22 protein-coding genes are annotated in these 15,892 nt (G+C 67.8%); 15 read left to right on the forward strand and 7 right to left on the reverse strand.

Annotation, left to right across the window (positions count from 1 at the left end):
- The first annotated feature begins 1 nt into the window (after window position 1).
- Window positions 2-703, forward strand: coding sequence for a class I SAM-dependent methyltransferase (locus tag Q5H94_RS20125; protein WP_304563052.1), 702 nt, complete (start codon window positions 2-4; stop codon window positions 701-703).
- Window positions 704-731: 28 nt separating this feature from the next.
- On the opposite strand, the gene Q5H94_RS20130 is transcribed toward Q5H94_RS20125, so the two are convergent.
- Window positions 732-1,136, reverse strand: a complete 405-nt coding sequence (locus Q5H94_RS20130) for a JAB domain-containing protein (protein WP_304563053.1) — start codon at window positions 1,134-1,136, stop codon at window positions 732-734.
- 93 nt (window positions 1,137-1,229) lie between these two features.
- On the opposite strand from Q5H94_RS20130, the gene Q5H94_RS20135 reads away from it, so the two are divergent.
- The 3 genes from Q5H94_RS20135 to Q5H94_RS20145 are packed head-to-tail and all read left to right on the forward strand — an operon-like array spanning window position 1,230 to window position 3,437.
- Window positions 1,230-2,024: a thymidylate synthase gene (locus Q5H94_RS20135; RefSeq protein WP_304563054.1), complete on the forward strand. Its 795-nt coding sequence runs from the start codon at window positions 1,230-1,232 to the stop codon at window positions 2,022-2,024.
- Complete coding sequence (locus tag Q5H94_RS20140; protein WP_304563055.1) at window positions 2,021-2,485, forward strand: dihydrofolate reductase; 465 nt, start codon at window positions 2,021-2,023, stop codon at window positions 2,483-2,485. Before Q5H94_RS20135 ends, Q5H94_RS20140 begins: the two co-directional genes overlap by 4 nt.
- Window positions 2,486-2,507: 22 nt before the next feature.
- A complete protein-coding gene (locus tag Q5H94_RS20145) occupies window positions 2,508-3,437 on the forward strand; it encodes a bifunctional riboflavin kinase/FAD synthetase (protein WP_304563056.1) in 930 nt (309 codons plus the stop codon).
- A 110-nt stretch (window positions 3,438-3,547) separates the two neighbouring features.
- On the opposite strand, the gene Q5H94_RS20150 is transcribed toward Q5H94_RS20145, so the two are convergent.
- Entirely contained in the window at window positions 3,548-4,006 is a 459-nt protein-coding gene (locus tag Q5H94_RS20150; RefSeq protein WP_304563057.1) for a DUF983 domain-containing protein, read from the reverse strand.
- A gap of 377 nt (window positions 4,007-4,383) precedes the next feature.
- Here Q5H94_RS20150 and Q5H94_RS20155 point away from each other — a divergent pair, with 377 nt between their 5' ends.
- From Q5H94_RS20155 to Q5H94_RS20165, 3 genes are all read left to right on the forward strand, one after another.
- Entirely contained in the window at window positions 4,384-4,692 is a 309-nt protein-coding gene (locus Q5H94_RS20155; protein ID WP_304563058.1) for a GIY-YIG nuclease family protein, read from the forward strand.
- 918 nt (window positions 4,693-5,610) lie between these two features.
- The gene (locus tag Q5H94_RS20160; protein WP_304563059.1) at window positions 5,611-6,039 is read left to right on the forward strand and encodes an OsmC family protein; all 429 of its coding nucleotides are present in this window, start codon (window positions 5,611-5,613) and stop codon (window positions 6,037-6,039) included.
- Between the two features lie 92 nt (window positions 6,040-6,131).
- Window positions 6,132-6,797 (forward strand): glycine zipper 2TM domain-containing protein, encoded by a 666-nt coding sequence (locus Q5H94_RS20165; protein WP_341850124.1) that lies wholly within the window; start codon window positions 6,132-6,134, stop codon window positions 6,795-6,797.
- A gap of 131 nt (window positions 6,798-6,928) precedes the next feature.
- Here the strand turns inward: Q5H94_RS20165 and Q5H94_RS20170 are convergent, their stop codons facing one another.
- A complete protein-coding gene (locus Q5H94_RS20170; protein WP_304563060.1) occupies window positions 6,929-7,150 on the reverse strand; it encodes a hypothetical protein in 222 nt (73 codons plus the stop codon).
- Between the two features lie 138 nt (window positions 7,151-7,288).
- Between Q5H94_RS20170 and Q5H94_RS20175 the strand changes: the two genes are divergently transcribed.
- The 7 genes from Q5H94_RS20175 (at window position 7,289) to Q5H94_RS20205 (ending at window position 12,002) form a co-directional block, all read left to right on the forward strand.
- A complete protein-coding gene (locus Q5H94_RS20175) occupies window positions 7,289-8,050 on the forward strand; it encodes a hypothetical protein (RefSeq protein ID WP_304563061.1) in 762 nt (253 codons plus the stop codon).
- 240 nt (window positions 8,051-8,290) lie between these two features.
- Window positions 8,291-8,668: a fluoride efflux transporter CrcB gene (crcB, locus tag Q5H94_RS20180; RefSeq protein WP_304563062.1), complete on the forward strand. Its 378-nt coding sequence runs from the start codon at window positions 8,291-8,293 to the stop codon at window positions 8,666-8,668.
- Window positions 8,665-9,846: an RluA family pseudouridine synthase gene (locus Q5H94_RS20185; protein ID WP_304563063.1), complete on the forward strand. Its 1,182-nt coding sequence runs from the start codon at window positions 8,665-8,667 to the stop codon at window positions 9,844-9,846. The genes crcB and Q5H94_RS20185 overlap by 4 nt, the downstream gene beginning before the upstream one ends.
- Window positions 9,846-10,445: an FMN-binding negative transcriptional regulator gene (locus Q5H94_RS20190; RefSeq protein ID WP_304563064.1), complete on the forward strand. Its 600-nt coding sequence runs from the start codon at window positions 9,846-9,848 to the stop codon at window positions 10,443-10,445. Before Q5H94_RS20185 ends, Q5H94_RS20190 begins: the two co-directional genes overlap by 1 nt.
- Window positions 10,442-11,104 (forward strand): HAD-IA family hydrolase, encoded by a 663-nt coding sequence (locus Q5H94_RS20195; protein WP_304563065.1) that lies wholly within the window; start codon window positions 10,442-10,444, stop codon window positions 11,102-11,104. Before Q5H94_RS20190 ends, Q5H94_RS20195 begins: the two co-directional genes overlap by 4 nt.
- Entirely contained in the window at window positions 11,101-11,325 is a 225-nt protein-coding gene (locus Q5H94_RS20200; RefSeq protein ID WP_304563066.1) for a hypothetical protein, read from the forward strand. Before Q5H94_RS20195 ends, Q5H94_RS20200 begins: the two co-directional genes overlap by 4 nt.
- Window positions 11,322-12,002, forward strand: a complete 681-nt coding sequence (locus tag Q5H94_RS20205; protein WP_304563067.1) for an ATP12 family chaperone protein — start codon at window positions 11,322-11,324, stop codon at window positions 12,000-12,002. Before Q5H94_RS20200 ends, Q5H94_RS20205 begins: the two co-directional genes overlap by 4 nt.
- Here the strand turns inward: Q5H94_RS20205 and gmk are convergent.
- From gmk to Q5H94_RS20225, 4 genes are all read right to left on the reverse strand, one after another.
- Window positions 11,989-12,645, reverse strand: a complete 657-nt coding sequence (gene gmk / locus Q5H94_RS20210) for a guanylate kinase (RefSeq protein WP_304563068.1) — start codon at window positions 12,643-12,645, stop codon at window positions 11,989-11,991. The genes Q5H94_RS20205 and gmk overlap by 14 nt on opposite strands.
- Window positions 12,646-12,696: 51 nt before the next feature.
- A complete protein-coding gene (locus tag Q5H94_RS20215) occupies window positions 12,697-12,918 on the reverse strand; it encodes a hypothetical protein (RefSeq protein ID WP_304563069.1) in 222 nt (73 codons plus the stop codon).
- A 147-nt stretch (window positions 12,919-13,065) separates the two neighbouring features.
- Window positions 13,066-14,454 (reverse strand): class II fumarate hydratase, encoded by a 1,389-nt coding sequence (fumC, locus tag Q5H94_RS20220; RefSeq protein ID WP_304563070.1) that lies wholly within the window; start codon window positions 14,452-14,454, stop codon window positions 13,066-13,068.
- 109 nt (window positions 14,455-14,563) lie between these two features.
- Window positions 14,564-15,046, reverse strand: a complete 483-nt coding sequence (locus tag Q5H94_RS20225) for an SspB family protein (RefSeq protein ID WP_304563071.1) — start codon at window positions 15,044-15,046, stop codon at window positions 14,564-14,566.
- Window positions 15,047-15,130: 84 nt separating this feature from the next.
- On the opposite strand from Q5H94_RS20225, the gene hisB reads away from it, so the two are divergent.
- A complete protein-coding gene (hisB, locus tag Q5H94_RS20230) occupies window positions 15,131-15,718 on the forward strand; it encodes an imidazoleglycerol-phosphate dehydratase HisB (protein ID WP_304563072.1) in 588 nt (195 codons plus the stop codon).
- The last annotated feature ends 174 nt before the right edge of the window (window positions 15,719-15,892 follow it).

Below are 15,892 nucleotides of genomic sequence, written 5' to 3' on the forward strand. Positions count from 1 at the left end.
GATGCCGCGGCGTTCGTTTCTTCTGGCGGTCGCGGGGCTCGCCGCCTGTGCCCCGTCCGCGAGATCCAGCGACGTCGCCGGTCCCTTTCCCGCCGCCGACCGTCCGGTCGCGAAGATCGTTTCGTCGCGCTGGTCGAACGAGGAGGAGCGCGACCGCCTGAACGAGGCCGGCACGGTGATGACCAGGGGCGGCATCGCGAAAGGCATGTCGGTCGCCGATATCGGCGCGGGCGAAGGCTATTACACGATCCGCGCCGCCGCCCGCGTCGGCAAGCAGGGCCGCGTGCTGGCGGAGGATATCATGCCGGCGGTGCGCGACGCGCTCGCCGACCGCGTGGCACGCGAACGGCTCGAGAATGTCAGCGTGCGCCTCGGCACGCCCGCCGACCCCAAGCTGCCCGACAACAGCTTCGATCGCGTGCTGATGGTGCATATGTATCACGAGATCGCGCAGCCCTACGAATTCCTCTGGCGGATGCGCCCCTCGCTGCGCGCGGGCGGGCTGGTCGTGGTGGTCGATGCCGATCGCCCTACGCAGGATCACGGCACCCCGCCCGCCCTGCTGAAATGCGAATTCGCGGCGGTCGGCTACACGCAGGTCGAGGTGAAGGACATGCCCTCGGCAGGCGGCTATCTTGCCACCTTCAAGGCCGAAGGCCCGCGCCCGGAGCCGGGCGCGATCAAGGCGTGCAAGGCGGGCTGAACATCCGCGCCGCCCCAGAGCGCGATCTTCAGAGCAGCCCGCTGCGCCGGAAGCTCGTCGTCTCCGCGCCCGCCAGCACGAGATGATCGATCAGTCGGACGCCCACGCCGTCGAGCGCACGCGCGATCTTCCGGGTCAACACGCGGTCGGCCTCGCTCGGGTTCGGGTCGCCGCCCGGATGATTGTGCGCCATCACCACGCCCGCCGCATCGAAGGCGAGCGCATCGCCGACGATGGTGCGCACCGGCACGTCGATCGAATCGACGCGATCGGACGGCACCGTGCGCAGCGCGAGAAGTCTCCATTCCGGATCGAGATAGGCGAACATCGCGACTTCGTTCGCCAAGTTCGCGATGCCGGCGAACAGCGCGCGCGCCGTCGCCTCGGCGTCGATGGTGCGCAACGGCGCGGAAAAGGTCGAGATCGCGTTCACGATCGACCTTTGGCGATACGATCGGAAAGCGGAAGCGATTCCCGCCATAATGACCGTGACGCGCCAGCCCACACACGCTAGGATTGTGAGACGATGCGGCAATATCTCGATCTCATGCAGCGCGTGCTCGACACCGGCGCGCAGCAGATGGACCGGACGGGCACCGGCACGCTTTCGGTATTCGGCGCGCAGATGCGATTCGATCTGGCGCAGGGCTTCCCGGTGCTGACCACCAAGAAGCTGCACCTGCGCTCGATCTTCGTCGAACTGCTGTGGTTCCTGCGCGGCGACACCAACGTGGAGTGGCTGCAGGATCGCAAGGTCAGCATCTGGGACGAATGGGCCGACGAAACCGGCGATCTCGGCCCCGTCTACGGCAAGCAATGGCGCGACTGGGTCGCCGCCGATGGCCGCCACATCGATCAGATCGCCGAACTGGTCGAGCAGATCAAGACCAACCCCGCCTCGCGCCGCCAGATCGTATCGGCCTGGAACCCCGGCGATCTGCACGCGATGGCGCTCGCCCCGTGCCACTGCCTGTTCCAGACGCACGTCGCGAACGGCAAGCTCTCGCTGCAACTTTACCAGCGTTCGGCCGACATCTTCCTCGGCGTGCCGTTCAATATCGCCAGCTACGCGCTGCTCACGCACATGCTCGCACAGCAATGCGGGCTGGAGGTTGGCGATTTCGTCTGGACCGGCGGCGACTGCCACCTCTATTCGAACCACCTCGATCAGGCGCGCGAGCAACTGAGTCGTACGCCAGGACCGCTCCCGCGGCTCGAAATCCTGCGCAAGGCACCGAGCATCGACGCCTACGAATATGAGGATTTCGTCCTGCACGATTATGCCGCGCAGGCGCACATCAAGGCGCCGGTGGCGGTTTGATCACGCTGGTGCTGGCCCGCGCCGCCAACGGCGTGATCGGGCGCGACGGCAAGCTCCCCTGGCACCTCCCGGCAGACCTGAAGCATTTCAAGGCGCTGACGATGGGCAAGCCGATGGCGATGGGCCGCAAAACCTTCGAGAGCTTCCCGAGCCCCCTCCCCGGCCGCCGCCACATCGTTCTCACCCGCAGTGAGTGGCAGGCGGAGGGCGCGGAAGTGGCGCATTCGGTCGATGAGGCGCTGGCGATGGCGGGCGGCGACGTCGCGGTGATCGGCGGCGCGGAGGTGTTCGCGCTGTTCGCCGACCGCGCCGACCGCATCGAACTGACCGAAGTCCACGCCTCACCGCAAGGCGACGCCATCGTCCCCGCCTTCACCGGCTGGCGGGAGATCGCGCGCGAGGATCATGCCGGCGACGGAGACCGCCCCGCTTTCAGCTTCGTCACGCTGGCGCGCGCGTGAACCGCACCCTATAGCGCGCGGCATGGAGCGTCTCGATGGCGGCTCGGTGCTTCCCGCTTCCTTGCGCGGTGGCATCGTAGCGCTGGGCAATTTCGACGGGTTTCACCTCGGGCACCAGGCCGTCGCCGGCCGGGCGATCGCGCGCGCGCGCGCCGAAGGCCGCCCGGCGTTCGTCGCGACGTTCGATCCGCATCCGGTGCGTTTCTTCAAGCCCGGCGTGGCACCGTTCCGCCTGACCACGCTGGATCAGCGCGAACGGCTCTTCGCCGAAGCCGGGGCCGATGCGATGATCGTGTTCCACTTCGATGCCGCGATGGCCGCGCTGACCGCGCAGGCTTTCGTCAGCGAGGTGCTGGTCGATCGCATCGGGCTGGCGGGCGCGGTGACGGGCGCGGACTTCACCTTCGGCAAGGCCCGCGGCGGCAATGTCGAGATTCTTGGCGATCTCGGCATGAAGAATGGCTTCTCGGTCGAGGCGGTCGCGCCGGTTGCGCTCGACGGAGAACCGGTATCGTCAAGCCGCGTGCGCGACCTGCTCGTCACCGGCAAGCCGCGTGAGGCGGCGCGGCTGCTGACGCGGCCCTTCACGATCCAGGGCGTCGTGACGCACGGCGCGAAGCTCGGCCGGACGATCGGCTATCCCACAGCCAACATCGCGCTCGGCAACTATCTGCGCCCCGCCTACGGCATCTACGCGGTGCGCGGGCGGTTGGCGGACGGGCGCGTGCTGGAGGGGGCCGCGAACCTTGGCATTCGCCCGAGCTTCGATCCGCCGGTCGAACTGCTGGAGCCGTATTTCTTCGATTTCTCGGGCGACCTGTACGGCCAGTGCATCGAGGTCGAACTGATCGAGTACCTGCGGCCGGAAGCGAGCTACGACACGCTCGAGGCGCTCACCGCGCAGATCGCGGCGGATTGCGAGCAGGCGCGGGAAGCGCTGGCGGCGGGCTGACGGAACGCCGACGGCAAAGCCGTCGGCCGGGTTCGGCTTAGCGCCGACCCGCCGGCCGGCGCTGGCGCTGGGCTGCGCCCACCGGCGCGCAGCGTGCGCGCCTGCGCCAGCTATTGATCAAAGTCACTGGTCCCCGGCGTCGTGCCGTGAAGCTGGGCCCACAATTTCTCCGTCCCCGCCTCCTGCGCGCGGTTGACGAATTGCGAGGCGACGAGCCAGCCCTTGATCGGCCGCAGCGGCAGCAGCGACCCGATCGTCAGCAGGGGCAGCGACACGACGAGATGCACCCAGAACGGCGGATCGAACGCGACCTGCAGCCACACCAGCAACAGCGCCAGCGGCGGGACGACCAGGCAAAGCGAGAAGAAGGCCGGGCCGTCATCCGGCGCGGCGAAGCGGTAGTCCAAATCGCAGCTTTCGCAACGATCGACGATCTTCAGCCAGGACCGGAACATCCGCCCCTCGCCGCAGCGCGGGCAGCGCCCCTTCCAGCCGCAATCGAAGATCCAGCGGAGGTGGTCCCGGCTGGTGTCGAAGCGTGGCGCGCGTTGCGGCGGATGTCCGTGCATGGTGCGGATATGGGCGCGCCGGCGCGGGTTGGCGATTGGACAAAATGTCTCAGGCGCGGAAGGTCACACTAAGGTCACACTGATCCGGGGGTCTTCGGGACGCGCATGTTGGACCATTCGTGCGCGGAAGTTTACAAAGTTTACGCTACGTCTGTGCCTGTCGCCCCTCCCCCACGGTCGCGCGGCGCGGGCGCGCGGACGGGTTCGCCGGGACGGGCGAGCGGACGGCAGAGGGTTCAAAGAGCGTTTGGCGCGATATCGCAGATCGGCGGCGTGTAGGACAGCGACGTCTGTTTTGAGTGGTTAGCTGCCATTTGCACCAGCCGATCGTCACCCCGGCCTTGAGCCGGGGCCCATGCTGCCGCACACGTGCCGGTATGAGGGAAGTGAGCCCATCCATCTACATCCTGGCGAGCGGCCATTACGGCACGCTCTACACCGGCGTGACCTCGAACCTGCTCGGTCGCATCATCCAGCACCGCGAAGGCACTTTCGACGGCTTCACCAAGAAACATGGGGTCAAGCGCCTCGTCTGGTTCGAGCTGGCCGACACGATGGAAGCTGCGATCCTCCGCGAGAAGCGGATCAAGAAGTGGCTGCGCGAATGGAAGATCGCGTTGATCGAACGTGATAATCCGCAATGGGAAGATTTAGCGATCGGCCTTGGTTTGTCGCCGCTCGCCTGAGCCGCCGCGTTGCGTTCGCGGAAGCATGGGCCCCGGCTCAAGGCCGGGGTGACGAATGGGGGCAAACGTCCGCAACCGGGCGATTGCCGTCACGCCGCCGGCAAAGCCGTCGGCCGGGTTCGGGCTGCGCGCCGACCCGCCGGCCGATTTTGGCGCTCGCGCTTGCGCGCGACCGGCAGCTTCGCGCCTGCGCCAAAATAAATGGGGGCCGACATTGCTGTCGACCCCCTGTCGCCGCGCCTTGATCCGCTTGAGGCTGGTCCGAGGACCGGCATCCGCGCCTTCAGGTTTCGGCGGCCCGCTTCCGATCGCGTTGCTTGCGCAGCGCGATCATCCGCGATTTTGGCTTCCGGGAGGCCCGCGCGATGCCCTTGCGGACTTCAGCGTGATTGGTCTCACCTTCGACCGGCCCGGCCTTGGGGCAAGCCCCGCCGCCGTGCTTTCGACCCGATGTGTCGTTCCTCAAGCCACTCCCCGAAAGGCGCGACCTTCGATCCGGCCATCTGCGGCCAACGCCCCGTCTCTTCCCCGAAGGTCGATCCTGAACGCCCTGGACCGTCTTTCGCCGCCTGCGTCACATCGACCGCTCGCGCGCCCGACATGACCGGCCTTGCGACCGGCAAGTCCACCGTTGGTCGGCAGGGTTTCCTTGCGGCACCACAGCCTTCGTCGCGGTATAAGTCGCTGGTTTCTCGGTGGTTTCCCGCCTCGTTACCGGCTGCTTACAGTCATGAAGGTGTCATCGATCCCGAGTCGCGGGAAGCCGGATTCGTATGGCCTCAGCCTGTTGATACCGTGGATAACGTGTACAACCTGCAACCCTCCGCGCGCCCGCCCGTTACGCATCCGACTTCACGCCGTAACGCGCCTTCGCCACGATCGCGCCGGTTCCGTTTCACCCACCAAGGAGATCACGCCATGACCACTCGCACCGGCTCCGCGCGCTACGAAGGCTTCGGCAAGGACGGCAAGGGCCATGTCTCGACGCAGTCGGGCGTGCTCTCCGATTCGCCCTACGGCTTCAACACGCGCTTCGAAAACGAGCCCGGCACCAACCCGGAGGAGCTGATCGCCGCCGCGCACGCGAGCTGCTTCACGATGGCGCTCAGCTTCGCGCTCGCCAAGGCGGGGTTCGCCGACGGTACGCTGGAGACGAGCGCCAAGGTGACGCTCGTCCAGGCCGATGGCGGCTTCAAGATCACCAAGTCCGAGCTCGATCTGACCGCGACGATCGACGGGATCGATCCCGCGCAGTTCGAGGAGATCGCTGCCGACGCCAAGGCCAATTGCCCGGTATCTAAGGTGCTCAACGCCGAAATCTCCCTCACGCACCATTTGAACCCGTGAGCGGAAGGGACTATCGCACGCACGAAGCAGGGTCGTTTCGCGAACGAAATCTGCCGGGACGCCCCAACGGCGCCCGGTCCGACGAGAGAAGGATGACCATTATGCGCACGCTGATCTGCGCCGCCCTTGGTGCGGCCGCCCTCCTGTCCGCCGTCCCCGCCACGGCGCAGGACGATTATCGCAACGGCCCCGACGTTCACCGCGACAATCGCGGCCTCCACGGCGACAACGGGATGTACGGCGACAAGTACGACCGCCGCGATCCGCGCAACGACCCGCGCTTCAACGGCCGCACCAACAACGACGTGCGCGAGGCCTATCGCGACGAGATCGGCGATGCCGGGCCGAATTACCGCAAGAGCCGGAACAGCTACGACAAGACCGACCGGAGCTGGGACAAGAGCGATCGCAGCTGGGACAAGACCGGGCGCGGCTGGCAGAGCTATCGCAATTACGACTACAACCGCTACGCGCCGGGCCAGCGCGGCTATTATGCGGACCAATATTACCGCGACGGCAGCTATTACCAGCCGCGCCGCCTGGGCCGTGACGACCGCATCTATCGCGGCAGCAACGGACGCTATTACTGCCGCCGCAACGACGGCACGACCGGCCTGATCGTCGGCGCGCTGGCGGGCGGGCTGCTGGGCAACCGGTTGTCGAACGGGCGGTCGAGCACGCTCGGCACCCTGCTCGGCGCGGGCGGCGGTGCGGCGATCGGCAGCGCGATCGATCGCGGCCAGGCCACCTGCCGCTGAGGCCTGTTTGGCGGTTTCAGCGAAAGGGCTGAAACCGCAGACGGCACCGGCCCGCTCCCCCACCCGGCCTCCCACAGCATATTCTGAATGGGAGGCCGAGTGGGGGAGCGGGCCGGTGCCGTCTTAAGCGATCAAATAAGCCCGCCGCCGAGGAACAGACGCACCGCGCAGAACACGATCAGCACGATGTTCAGGTTGCGCCCCGACTTGTGCGACGACAGCGCGCCCAGCACGATGCCGAACAGCGCCAGCGGGATGATCAGCCAGTTGAGCCAGCCGAGCAGCGGGATGAACCCGATCAGCGCGAGCAGAAAGACGACGACGCCGACGAGGATCGAGAGAATGTTCAGCATGACCCGATGATGGTGGGACGAACCGCCGCGTGCAAGCCGGTTAACCCGCGATTCGCGAATTAACCCTCAATCCGCATTCTCCCTTAACGCGCGATGCGGCATGCAGGCACGATGGCGCGCGTATCGAGGGAACGGATCATGGGTCGCACAGGCTTGCGGGGGATCGTCGTCGCGGCGATCGCGCTGTCGGTCGCGGCGTGCGGCCCGCGCGCGGCGCAGGACGCCAATCTCGATTCGCTCGACAACGAACTGGTCGACGCCGGCAGCGGCAACGCGGCCGATCCGGCGATGACGGCGGCGCTGCACGATCAGATCATGGTCGATCCCGCGCTGGCGGGAGCCGCCAACAAGGATACGGTGCGCCCGCCCGCCAAGCCCTATTCGGGCGCGCTCCCCGCAGACGGCGTCGCCGGCGGCGCGACCAGCAGCGCGAGCGCGGGCACCGGCGAGACACTGAAGCACGCCCCCGCGCCGGGCGCCTGCCCGCAATGCGTGGCGGCGCGCGAATCGCTGACGCTGGGCGCGCTCGCCGCGCGGCAGAAGGACGGCCGCACCGCGAGCTGCGCCGCCGACATGCGCTATTCCGCGAGCTGGGCGAACCGCCTGCCCGCCGACGTGCCGCTCTATCCCGATGCCCGCGTGAGCGAAGCGGCGGGCAACGCCAGCGGCGCCTGCGCGCTGCGCGCGGTCAGCTTCTCCACCGCCGTGCCGATGCAGACGGTGCTCGACTGGTATTACACGCGCACCAGCAAGGCGGGCTATTCCGCCGAGCATCAGGCCGATGGCGCGGAGCATGTGCTGGGTGGCACGCGCGGCGACGGCGGCGCGTTCGCACTTTTCCTGACGAGCCGCCGCGATGGCGGCACGGATGTCGATCTGGTGGCGAACAACGGACGCTAGGCGACGAACAGCACCGTTCGCCCTGAGCGAAGTCGAAGGGCACCTCGTCACGTCTCCGAACCGCTCGTGTCGAGCGAAGTCGAGACACCCTGCACAACTGAAAGGCTTGTCCCTCGACTGCGCTCGGGACGAACGAAGTGAAAGCGCACGAACCCGGTGCTTCGACTTCGCTCAGCACGAACGGTTTGAGTTTTGGCACCCGTGGTTCTCAATTCGTCCGATCCACGCTAGGGCGGCGCGATGACACAATTCTTCCTCGTCCTGACGGGCGGCGCGATCGGTAGCGTCGGGCGGTGGCTGACGGGCCGCTGGATGCTCGCGCTGTTCGGCCCAAGCTATCCGGCCGGCACGCTCGCGGTGAACCTCGTCGGTGGCTTCTGCATGGGGCTGCTCGTCGGCATGCTCGCGCGGATCGGCGGCACGACCGACAACCTGCGCCTGTTCGTCGCGACCGGGCTGCTCGGCGGCTACACGACCTTCTCGGCCTTCTCGCTCGATACAGTGACGATGATCGAGCGCGGCGATATCGGCGCTGCGCTCGGCTATGTGCTTGCTTCGGTGATCGGATCGGTGCTGGCGCTGTTCGCGGGCCTCTATCTCGTCAGGGCCGTGGCATGAGCGAGCAGGACGTCCGCACCTTCAAGGTCGATGCCGATGACGACGGCATCCGGCTCGATCGCTGGTTCAAGCGGCACCAGCCCGACACCAGCTTCACGACGGTGGCGAAATGGGCGCGCACCGGCCAGCTTCGCGTCGACGGCGCGCGCGCAAAGCCGGGCGATCACATCAAGGCGGGGCAATCGATCCGCGTGCCGCCCGCCGAAGCCCTCAAGCCCGATGCGCCGAAGAAGCGCGAGCGCTTGGCCCTGAGCGACGACGAGATCGCCTTCGCGCGCGAACTCGTCATCCACAAGGATGCGCAGGCGATCGTCCTCAACAAGCCGCCCGGCCTCGCCACGCAGGGCGGGACCAAGACGACCGAGCATGTCGACGGCCTGCTCGACGCGCTGCAGGACGATTACGAGGGGCGGCCGAAGCTCGTCCACCGGCTCGACAAGGATACGTCGGGCGCGCTGCTGATCGCGCGCACCAGCCGCGCCGCCGCGTCGTTCGCCAAGTCGTTTTCGTCGCGCACCGCGCGGAAGGTCTATTGGGCGCTGGTGGTCGGCGTGCCCTCGATCGAGGACGGCATGATCGAGCTGCCGATCGGCAAGCAACCGGGATCGGGCGGCGAGAAGATGCATGTCGACGAGGCGGAAGGCTCCCCCGCCCGCTCGCGCTACCGCGTGATCGAGATGGCGGGCACGACCTGCGCCTGGGTCGAGCTGATCCCCTATACCGGTCGCACGCATCAGCTCCGCGTTCACATGGCGGCGATCGGCCATCCCATCGTCGGCGACGGCAAATACGGCGGGCAGGCCGCGTTCCTGACCGGGGGCATCAGCCGCAAGATGCACCTCCATTCGCGGAGCTTGCGGATCGACCATCCCGATGGCGGCGTGGTCGACGTGAAGGCCGAGCTGCCGCGCCATTTCGCCGAGAGCCTGAAGCAGCTCGGCTTCGAGGAGATGCTCGGCGACACGATGCCGCTCGACAGCCCGCCGCCGCCGAGCAAGGCGGTGAAGAAGCAGCAGGCGAAGCAGCACGCCAAGACCGTGCGCAAGGAGCGCAAGGGCGAGCGGCGGTCGCGCGGCTCCACGCCGTCGAAGCCCGGTGCCAAGGCCGGGCCGAAGCCGGGTGCGAAGCCGCGGCCCAAGGCCCCTGCGAAACCGGGGCCGAAGCGGCCCGCGCGCTGATGCATCCCAATACGTCGCTTCACTGGCAGGACCGCGACGCGATGCGCGCTTTCGTCGCCGAGCTGGCGTTCGGCGCGCTGTTCGCCGCCACGCCCGACGGGCCGCGCGTTGCGCATCTGCCGGTGGTGTGGCTCGACGATGCGACGCTCGGGCTGCACGTGGCGCGCGGCAACGGCATCACGCGGCATCTCGACGGGGCGACCGGGCTGTTCGTGGCGCAGGGGCCGGACGGCTATGTAAGCCCCGACTGGTATGGGCTGGGCGATGGCGAAGTGCCGACCTGGAATTACGTAACGGTCGAGCTCGAAGGGCGGATGCGGAAGATGGAGCATGACGCGCTCGTCGCGCAAATCGAGCAATTGTCCGCCGAGCAGGAGGCGCGGCTGGCGCCCAAAGCGCCGTGGACGCGCGACAAGATGGATCCTTCCGCCTTCGAGAAGATGACGCGCGGCATCATCGGTTTCCGGCTGGAAGTGCAGGCGTGGCGCGGTACGCTGAAGCTCGGGCAGAACAAGCCGGAGGCCGTGCGGCTGGCGGCGGCGGACGGCGTCGAGGCATCGGGCCGCAAGGGCATTGCGCACTGGATGCGGAGCCTGTGACCGCCCGCCTCGCTTTGTTCGATTGCGACGGCACGCTCGTCGACAGTCAGGCGAACATCTGCCGTTCTGTCGAGACGGCGTTCGCGCTACACGCGCTTGCCGCGCCGGGCCGCGACGCGATCCGGCGGATCGTCGGCCTGAGCCTCGTCGAGGCGATGGAGACGTTGCTGCCGGGGGCGGAGGCCGAGCAGCACCGGGCGCTCGCCGCCGACTACAAGGCCGCGTTCCAGCGCATGCGCGCGAGCGGCGCGATGGACGACGAGCCGCTGTTCGAGGGGATGGCCGAGGCGCTCGACGTGCTGGAGGCGGATGGCTGGCTGTTCGGCGTGGCGACGGGCAAGTCGGACCGCGGCCTAGCCCATATCCTCGCGGCGCACGGGTTGACGCACCGCTTCCTGACGCTGCAGACCGCCGACCGCCATCCGAGCAAGCCGCATCCCTCGATGATCGAGCAGGCGATGGCCGATGTCGGTGCCGTGCCCGAGACGACGGTGATGATCGGCGACACCAGCTACGACATGCTGATGGCGCGCGCGGCGGGGACGCGGGCGCTGGGCGTCGCCTGGGGCTATCATCCGCCTGCCGAGCTGCACGCGGCGGGCGCGCATGCTGTGGCGGACGAGGTGCAGGCCATCGCCGGGCTGATGGAGGCGAGATGAGCGACCGGAATGACACTCGGGCGACGCAGCGCTATTTCCTGATCGTGCTGGCGCGCATCGCCGCGGTGGCGGGCGCGATCCTCGGTGTCGTGCTGATCGCGCGCGCGGCAACGCTCGCGCCGAAGATCCTCGGCATCGCGATCGTGCTGTCGGCGCTGTACATGATGGCGGTGGTGCCGGCCGCGCTGGCGCACCGCTGGCGGACGCCGCCCGAACAATGAAGCGGTTCTGGAAAGAGGTGACGGTCGACGCGACCCGCGGCGTGCGGCTCGACGGCAAGCCGTTGCGGACGCCCGGTCGCGTGCCGCTGCTGCTGCCGAGCGATGCGCTGGCGGAAGGCGTTGCAGAGGAATGGCGCGCGTGCGGCGCGACGGTCGATCCGCGCGCGATGCCGCTGACGGGGCTCGCCAATGCCGCGATCGACCGGATCGCGCCCGACCCCGCCACGTTCGCCGCCGGGCTGGCCGAATATGCCGAGAGCGACCTGCTCTGCTACCGCGCCGATGAACCGGAGGAGCTGGCGGAGCGCCAGACGGCGGCGTGGGATCCGATCCTGGACTGGGCGCGGACGCGCTACGACGTGCATTTCGAGACCGTGACGGGCGTGATGCACGTGCCCCAGCCGCCCGCGACGCTGGCGCGGCTGGCCGAGGCGGTGGCGGCGCGCGGGGCCTTCGAGCTCGCCGCGCTGTCGCCGCTCGTCACCGTGACGGGATCGCTGGTGCTGGCGCTCGCGCTGGCCGAAGGCGCGGCGGATGCGGAGACGGTGTGGGCCGCGAGCCACGTCGACGAGGATTTCCAGGCTGATCGCTGGGGCCGCGACCCGCTGGCCGAGGATGCGCTGGCGGTGCGCCGCGCAGATTTCGACGCAGGGGTGCGGCTGCTCAGCCTGATTTGAGCAGGTGGCGGATGAAGCCGATCAGACCGGTCTGGCGTGAGCGCTTGATGCGCTCGGCCGCGAGGATGGTCTTCACGTGCGCGAAACACTGTTCGACATCGTCGTTGACGAGGACGTAGTCGTAGCCGTCCCAGTGGCTGACCTCGTTGGCGGCGCGGTCCATGCGGGCGTCGATCACCGCCTGCGTATCGGTGGCGCGGCGCTCGAGCCGCTCGCGCAGTTCGGGCATCGACGGCGGCAGGATGAACACTCGGACGACGTCGCCGCCGGCGAGCTGGTGGAGCTGCTGCGCGCCCTGCCAGTCGATGTCGAACAGGATGTCGCGGCCCTGTTCGAGCACGTTCCAGACCTGCGCCTTGGGCGTGCCGTAGCGGTGGCCGAAGACGTGCGCCCATTCCAGAAATTCGTGATTCGCGACCATCTCGCGGAATGTCTCGAGATCGACGAAATGATAGTCGACCCCGTCCGTTTCGCCCGGGCGGATCGGCCGCGTGGTGTAGGACACCGACATGCCGAGTTCGGGTTCGTCGGCGAGCAGTTTGCGCGCGATCGTCGATTTGCCCGCGCCCGAAGGCGAGGACAGGACGAACAGGACGCCGCGGCGCTTGAAGCCGTGCGGATCGGAAGGTGGGGACGCGACCATGCGCGCTAGTGCCGCGCAGGGCCCGTCCCCGTCAACCCGCTAGTGTCCCGGTCAGATGCCGGTCGGTGCGGTGCCGAGCGCCGCGTCCTTGAGCTTGCCGATGCCGCGCAGCACCAGCCAGCCGGTCGCGAAGGTGATGGCGAGCGGCACGACCGTGCGGATCGCCATCGCCGCGACCGCGCCGCCGATCGCGCCGTCCAGGGTCGAATCGTCGCCGTCGCGGCCGTCGATCGCGCTGCCGATCGCCGCGCCGAGCAAAGTGCTGAATTTCATGTGATAGTCCCCTTTCGAGGAGCAGGACGCGCGAGGGGAGCGGAGGTTCCCCCCTAACCCGTTCGGGCTGAGCCTGTCGAAGCCCTGCCCTTTCTTCGTGCCAAGAAATGCAGCCCTTCGACAAGCTCAGGGCGAACGGACGAGAAGTCACACCATATCCTCGGGCCTGACGAGGCGGTCGAAGGTTGCGGCGTCGACCAGACCCAGCGCCAGCCCGGCTTCCTTGAGCGTCAGGCCCTCGGCATGGGCGTGCTTGGCGATCCTGGCGGCATTGTCGTAGCCGATCTCGGGGGCGAGCGCCGTCACCAGCATCAGCGAGCGATCGACCAGTTCGGCGATGCGGCCGCGGTTGGGCTCGATCCCCTCGACGCAGCGCTCGGCGAAGCTCGCCATGCCGACCGACAGCAGGTGGATCGAGCGCAGCACGGCCGCGCCGATCATCGGCTTGAACACGTTGAGTTCGAGATGGCCCTGCAGGCCGCCGATGGTGATCGCCTGATGATTGCCGATCACCTGCGCCGCGACCATCGTCAGCATCTCGCACTGGGTGGGGTTGACCTTGCCGGGCATGATCGAGCTGCCGGGTTCGTTCTCGGGCAGGCTGAGTTCGCCGATGCCCGAGCGCGGGCCGGAGCCGAGCAGGCGGATGTCGTTGGCGATCTTGGTTAGCGCGACGGCCAGCGTGTTGAGCCGCCCCGAGGTATCGACCAGCACGTCGTTCGAGCCGAGCGCCTCGAACTTGTTGGGCGCGGTGTGGAAGGGCGTGCCGGTGATCGCGCTGATCTCGGCGGCGATCGCCGCGCCGAAGCCCTCCGGCGCGTTGAGTCCGGTGCCGACCGCCGTGCCGCCCTGCGCGAGCCGGCTGAGCGCCTGCGCCACCATCGGCTCCAGCCGGATGCGGCAGCCGCGAAGCTGCGCATAGTAGCCTGAAAATTCCTGGCCCAGCGTGACGGGCGTCGCATCCTGAAGATGCGTGCGGCCGATCTTGACGATGTCGTTCCAGGCCTTGGCCTTGTCGAGCAGCGCGTTTTCGAGCCGTTCGAGCGCGGGCAGCAGATCGGCCGAAAGCGCCAGCGTGGCGGCGATGTGCAGCGCGGTCGGGAAGCTGTCGTTGGACGACTGGCTCATGTTGACGTGGTCGTTGGGGTGGACGGGTGCCTTGCCGCCGCGCGTGCCGGTCAGCATCTCGTTGGCGCGGCCCGCGATCACCTCGTTGACGTTCATGTTGGTCTGCGTGCCGCTGCCGGTCTGCCAGATGACGAGCGGGAACTGATCGTCGTGCGTGCCGTCGGCGACCTCGGACGCGGCCTCCTGAATGGCGTCGGCGATCTCGGGCGCGAGGCCGTGCGCGGCGTTCACCCGCGCCGCGGCCTGCTTCACGATGGCGAGCGCGTGGACGATGCCGATCGGCATGCGTTCGGTCGCGCCGAAGGGAAAATTCCCGATGCTGCGCTGCGTCTGCGCCCCCCAATAGGCGCTGGCGGGGACTTCGATGGGGCCGAACGAATCGGTTTCGGTGCGGGTATCGTCAGCCAAAACAACCTCCGTTCGCCCTGAGCCTGTCGAAGGGCTGCTTTATCTTCTCGCGGGAAGAAAAAGGACAGGGCTTCGACAGGCTCAGCCCGAACGTATCAGAGGCGACGCCTCACTTCTTTCTTTTGAAGTCCACCGACACGACGTTCGAGCCGTCTTCGACCGGGGCGGCGGCGGGGCCGTCGTTTTCGGCTTCGTCGTGCGGATCGGGGCCGTCGGGGCCTTCCTGCGCCTGGAAGCGGAGTTCGAAGTTCACCGCCGGATCGTGGAAGCCGGTGATCGCCGAATAGGGGATCAGCAGTTTCGACGGAATCTGGTTGAAGCTGAGCCCCACCGAGAATTTCGACTCGTCCACCAGCAGATCCCAGAAGCGGTTCTGCATGACGATGGTCATCTCGTCCGGGAATCGCTCGATCAGGCGCTGCGGGATGTCGACTCCGGGCGCCTGCGTCTTGAAGGTGATGTAGAAATGGTGGTCGCCCGGCAGGCCGCCGTTTTCCGCCACCGAGCCCAGCACGCGGCCGACGACGGCGCGCAGGGCCTCCTGCACGATCTCGTCGTAGGGAATCAGGCTGTCGGGCAGTCCGTCGCTCATCGGCCTTGGGTAGCTTTCTTTGGGCATTGGTCAAGATTGGGCGGTCAAGATTGCATGAGTCGACACGGTCGCTATGGAGGCGCGATGCGCACCGCGACCATCTCGCGCTCCACCAAGGAGACGTCGATCGACGTGACCGTCAACCTCGACGGCACCGGCACCTATGAGGTTTCGACGGGGATCGGGTTTCTCGATCACATGCTGGAGCAACTCTCGCGACATTCGCTGATCGATCTCAGCGTTAAGGCGATCGGCGATCTGCATATCGACCAGCATCACACCACCGAGGACACCGGCATCGCCATCGGCGAGGCGGTGGCCAAGGCGCTCGGCGACAAGAAGGGCATCGTGCGCTACGGCGACGCGCTGTCGCCGATGGACGAGACGCTGACCCGCGTCGCGCTCGATATTTCGGGGCGGCCGTATCTGGTGTGGAAGTGCAGCTTCTCGCAGCCGCGCCTCGGCGAGATGGATACCGAGCTGTTCGGCCACTGGTTCCACAGCTTTGCGGGGTCGGCCGGGCTGACGCTGCACGTCGAGACGCTGTACGGCGAGAACAACCACCATATCATCGAGAGCGCTTTCAAGGGCCTCGCCCGCGCCTTGCGCAAGGCTGTGGAGATCGACGCGCGCAAGGCGGATGCGATTCCGTCGACGAAGGGGGTGCTCTAATGAGCCCCTCCCCTTCAGGGGAGGGGTTGGGGTGGGGCCGCGCCGCAAGCGTCGGCCTCTGCGAGAACTGGGCCGCCCCCCGCCCCCCCCCCCCCTGGGGGGGGGGGGGGTGAGGGGGGCTTCCGCCGGTCTGCTTGTGGCGCGGGGTTTTTTTTTCTCTTTTTCTTCGTAGGG

This window comes from Sphingomonas immobilis (assembly GCF_030580995.1).
GTDB classification, from domain to species: Bacteria; Pseudomonadota; Alphaproteobacteria; order Sphingomonadales; family Sphingomonadaceae; genus Sphingomonas; species Sphingomonas immobilis.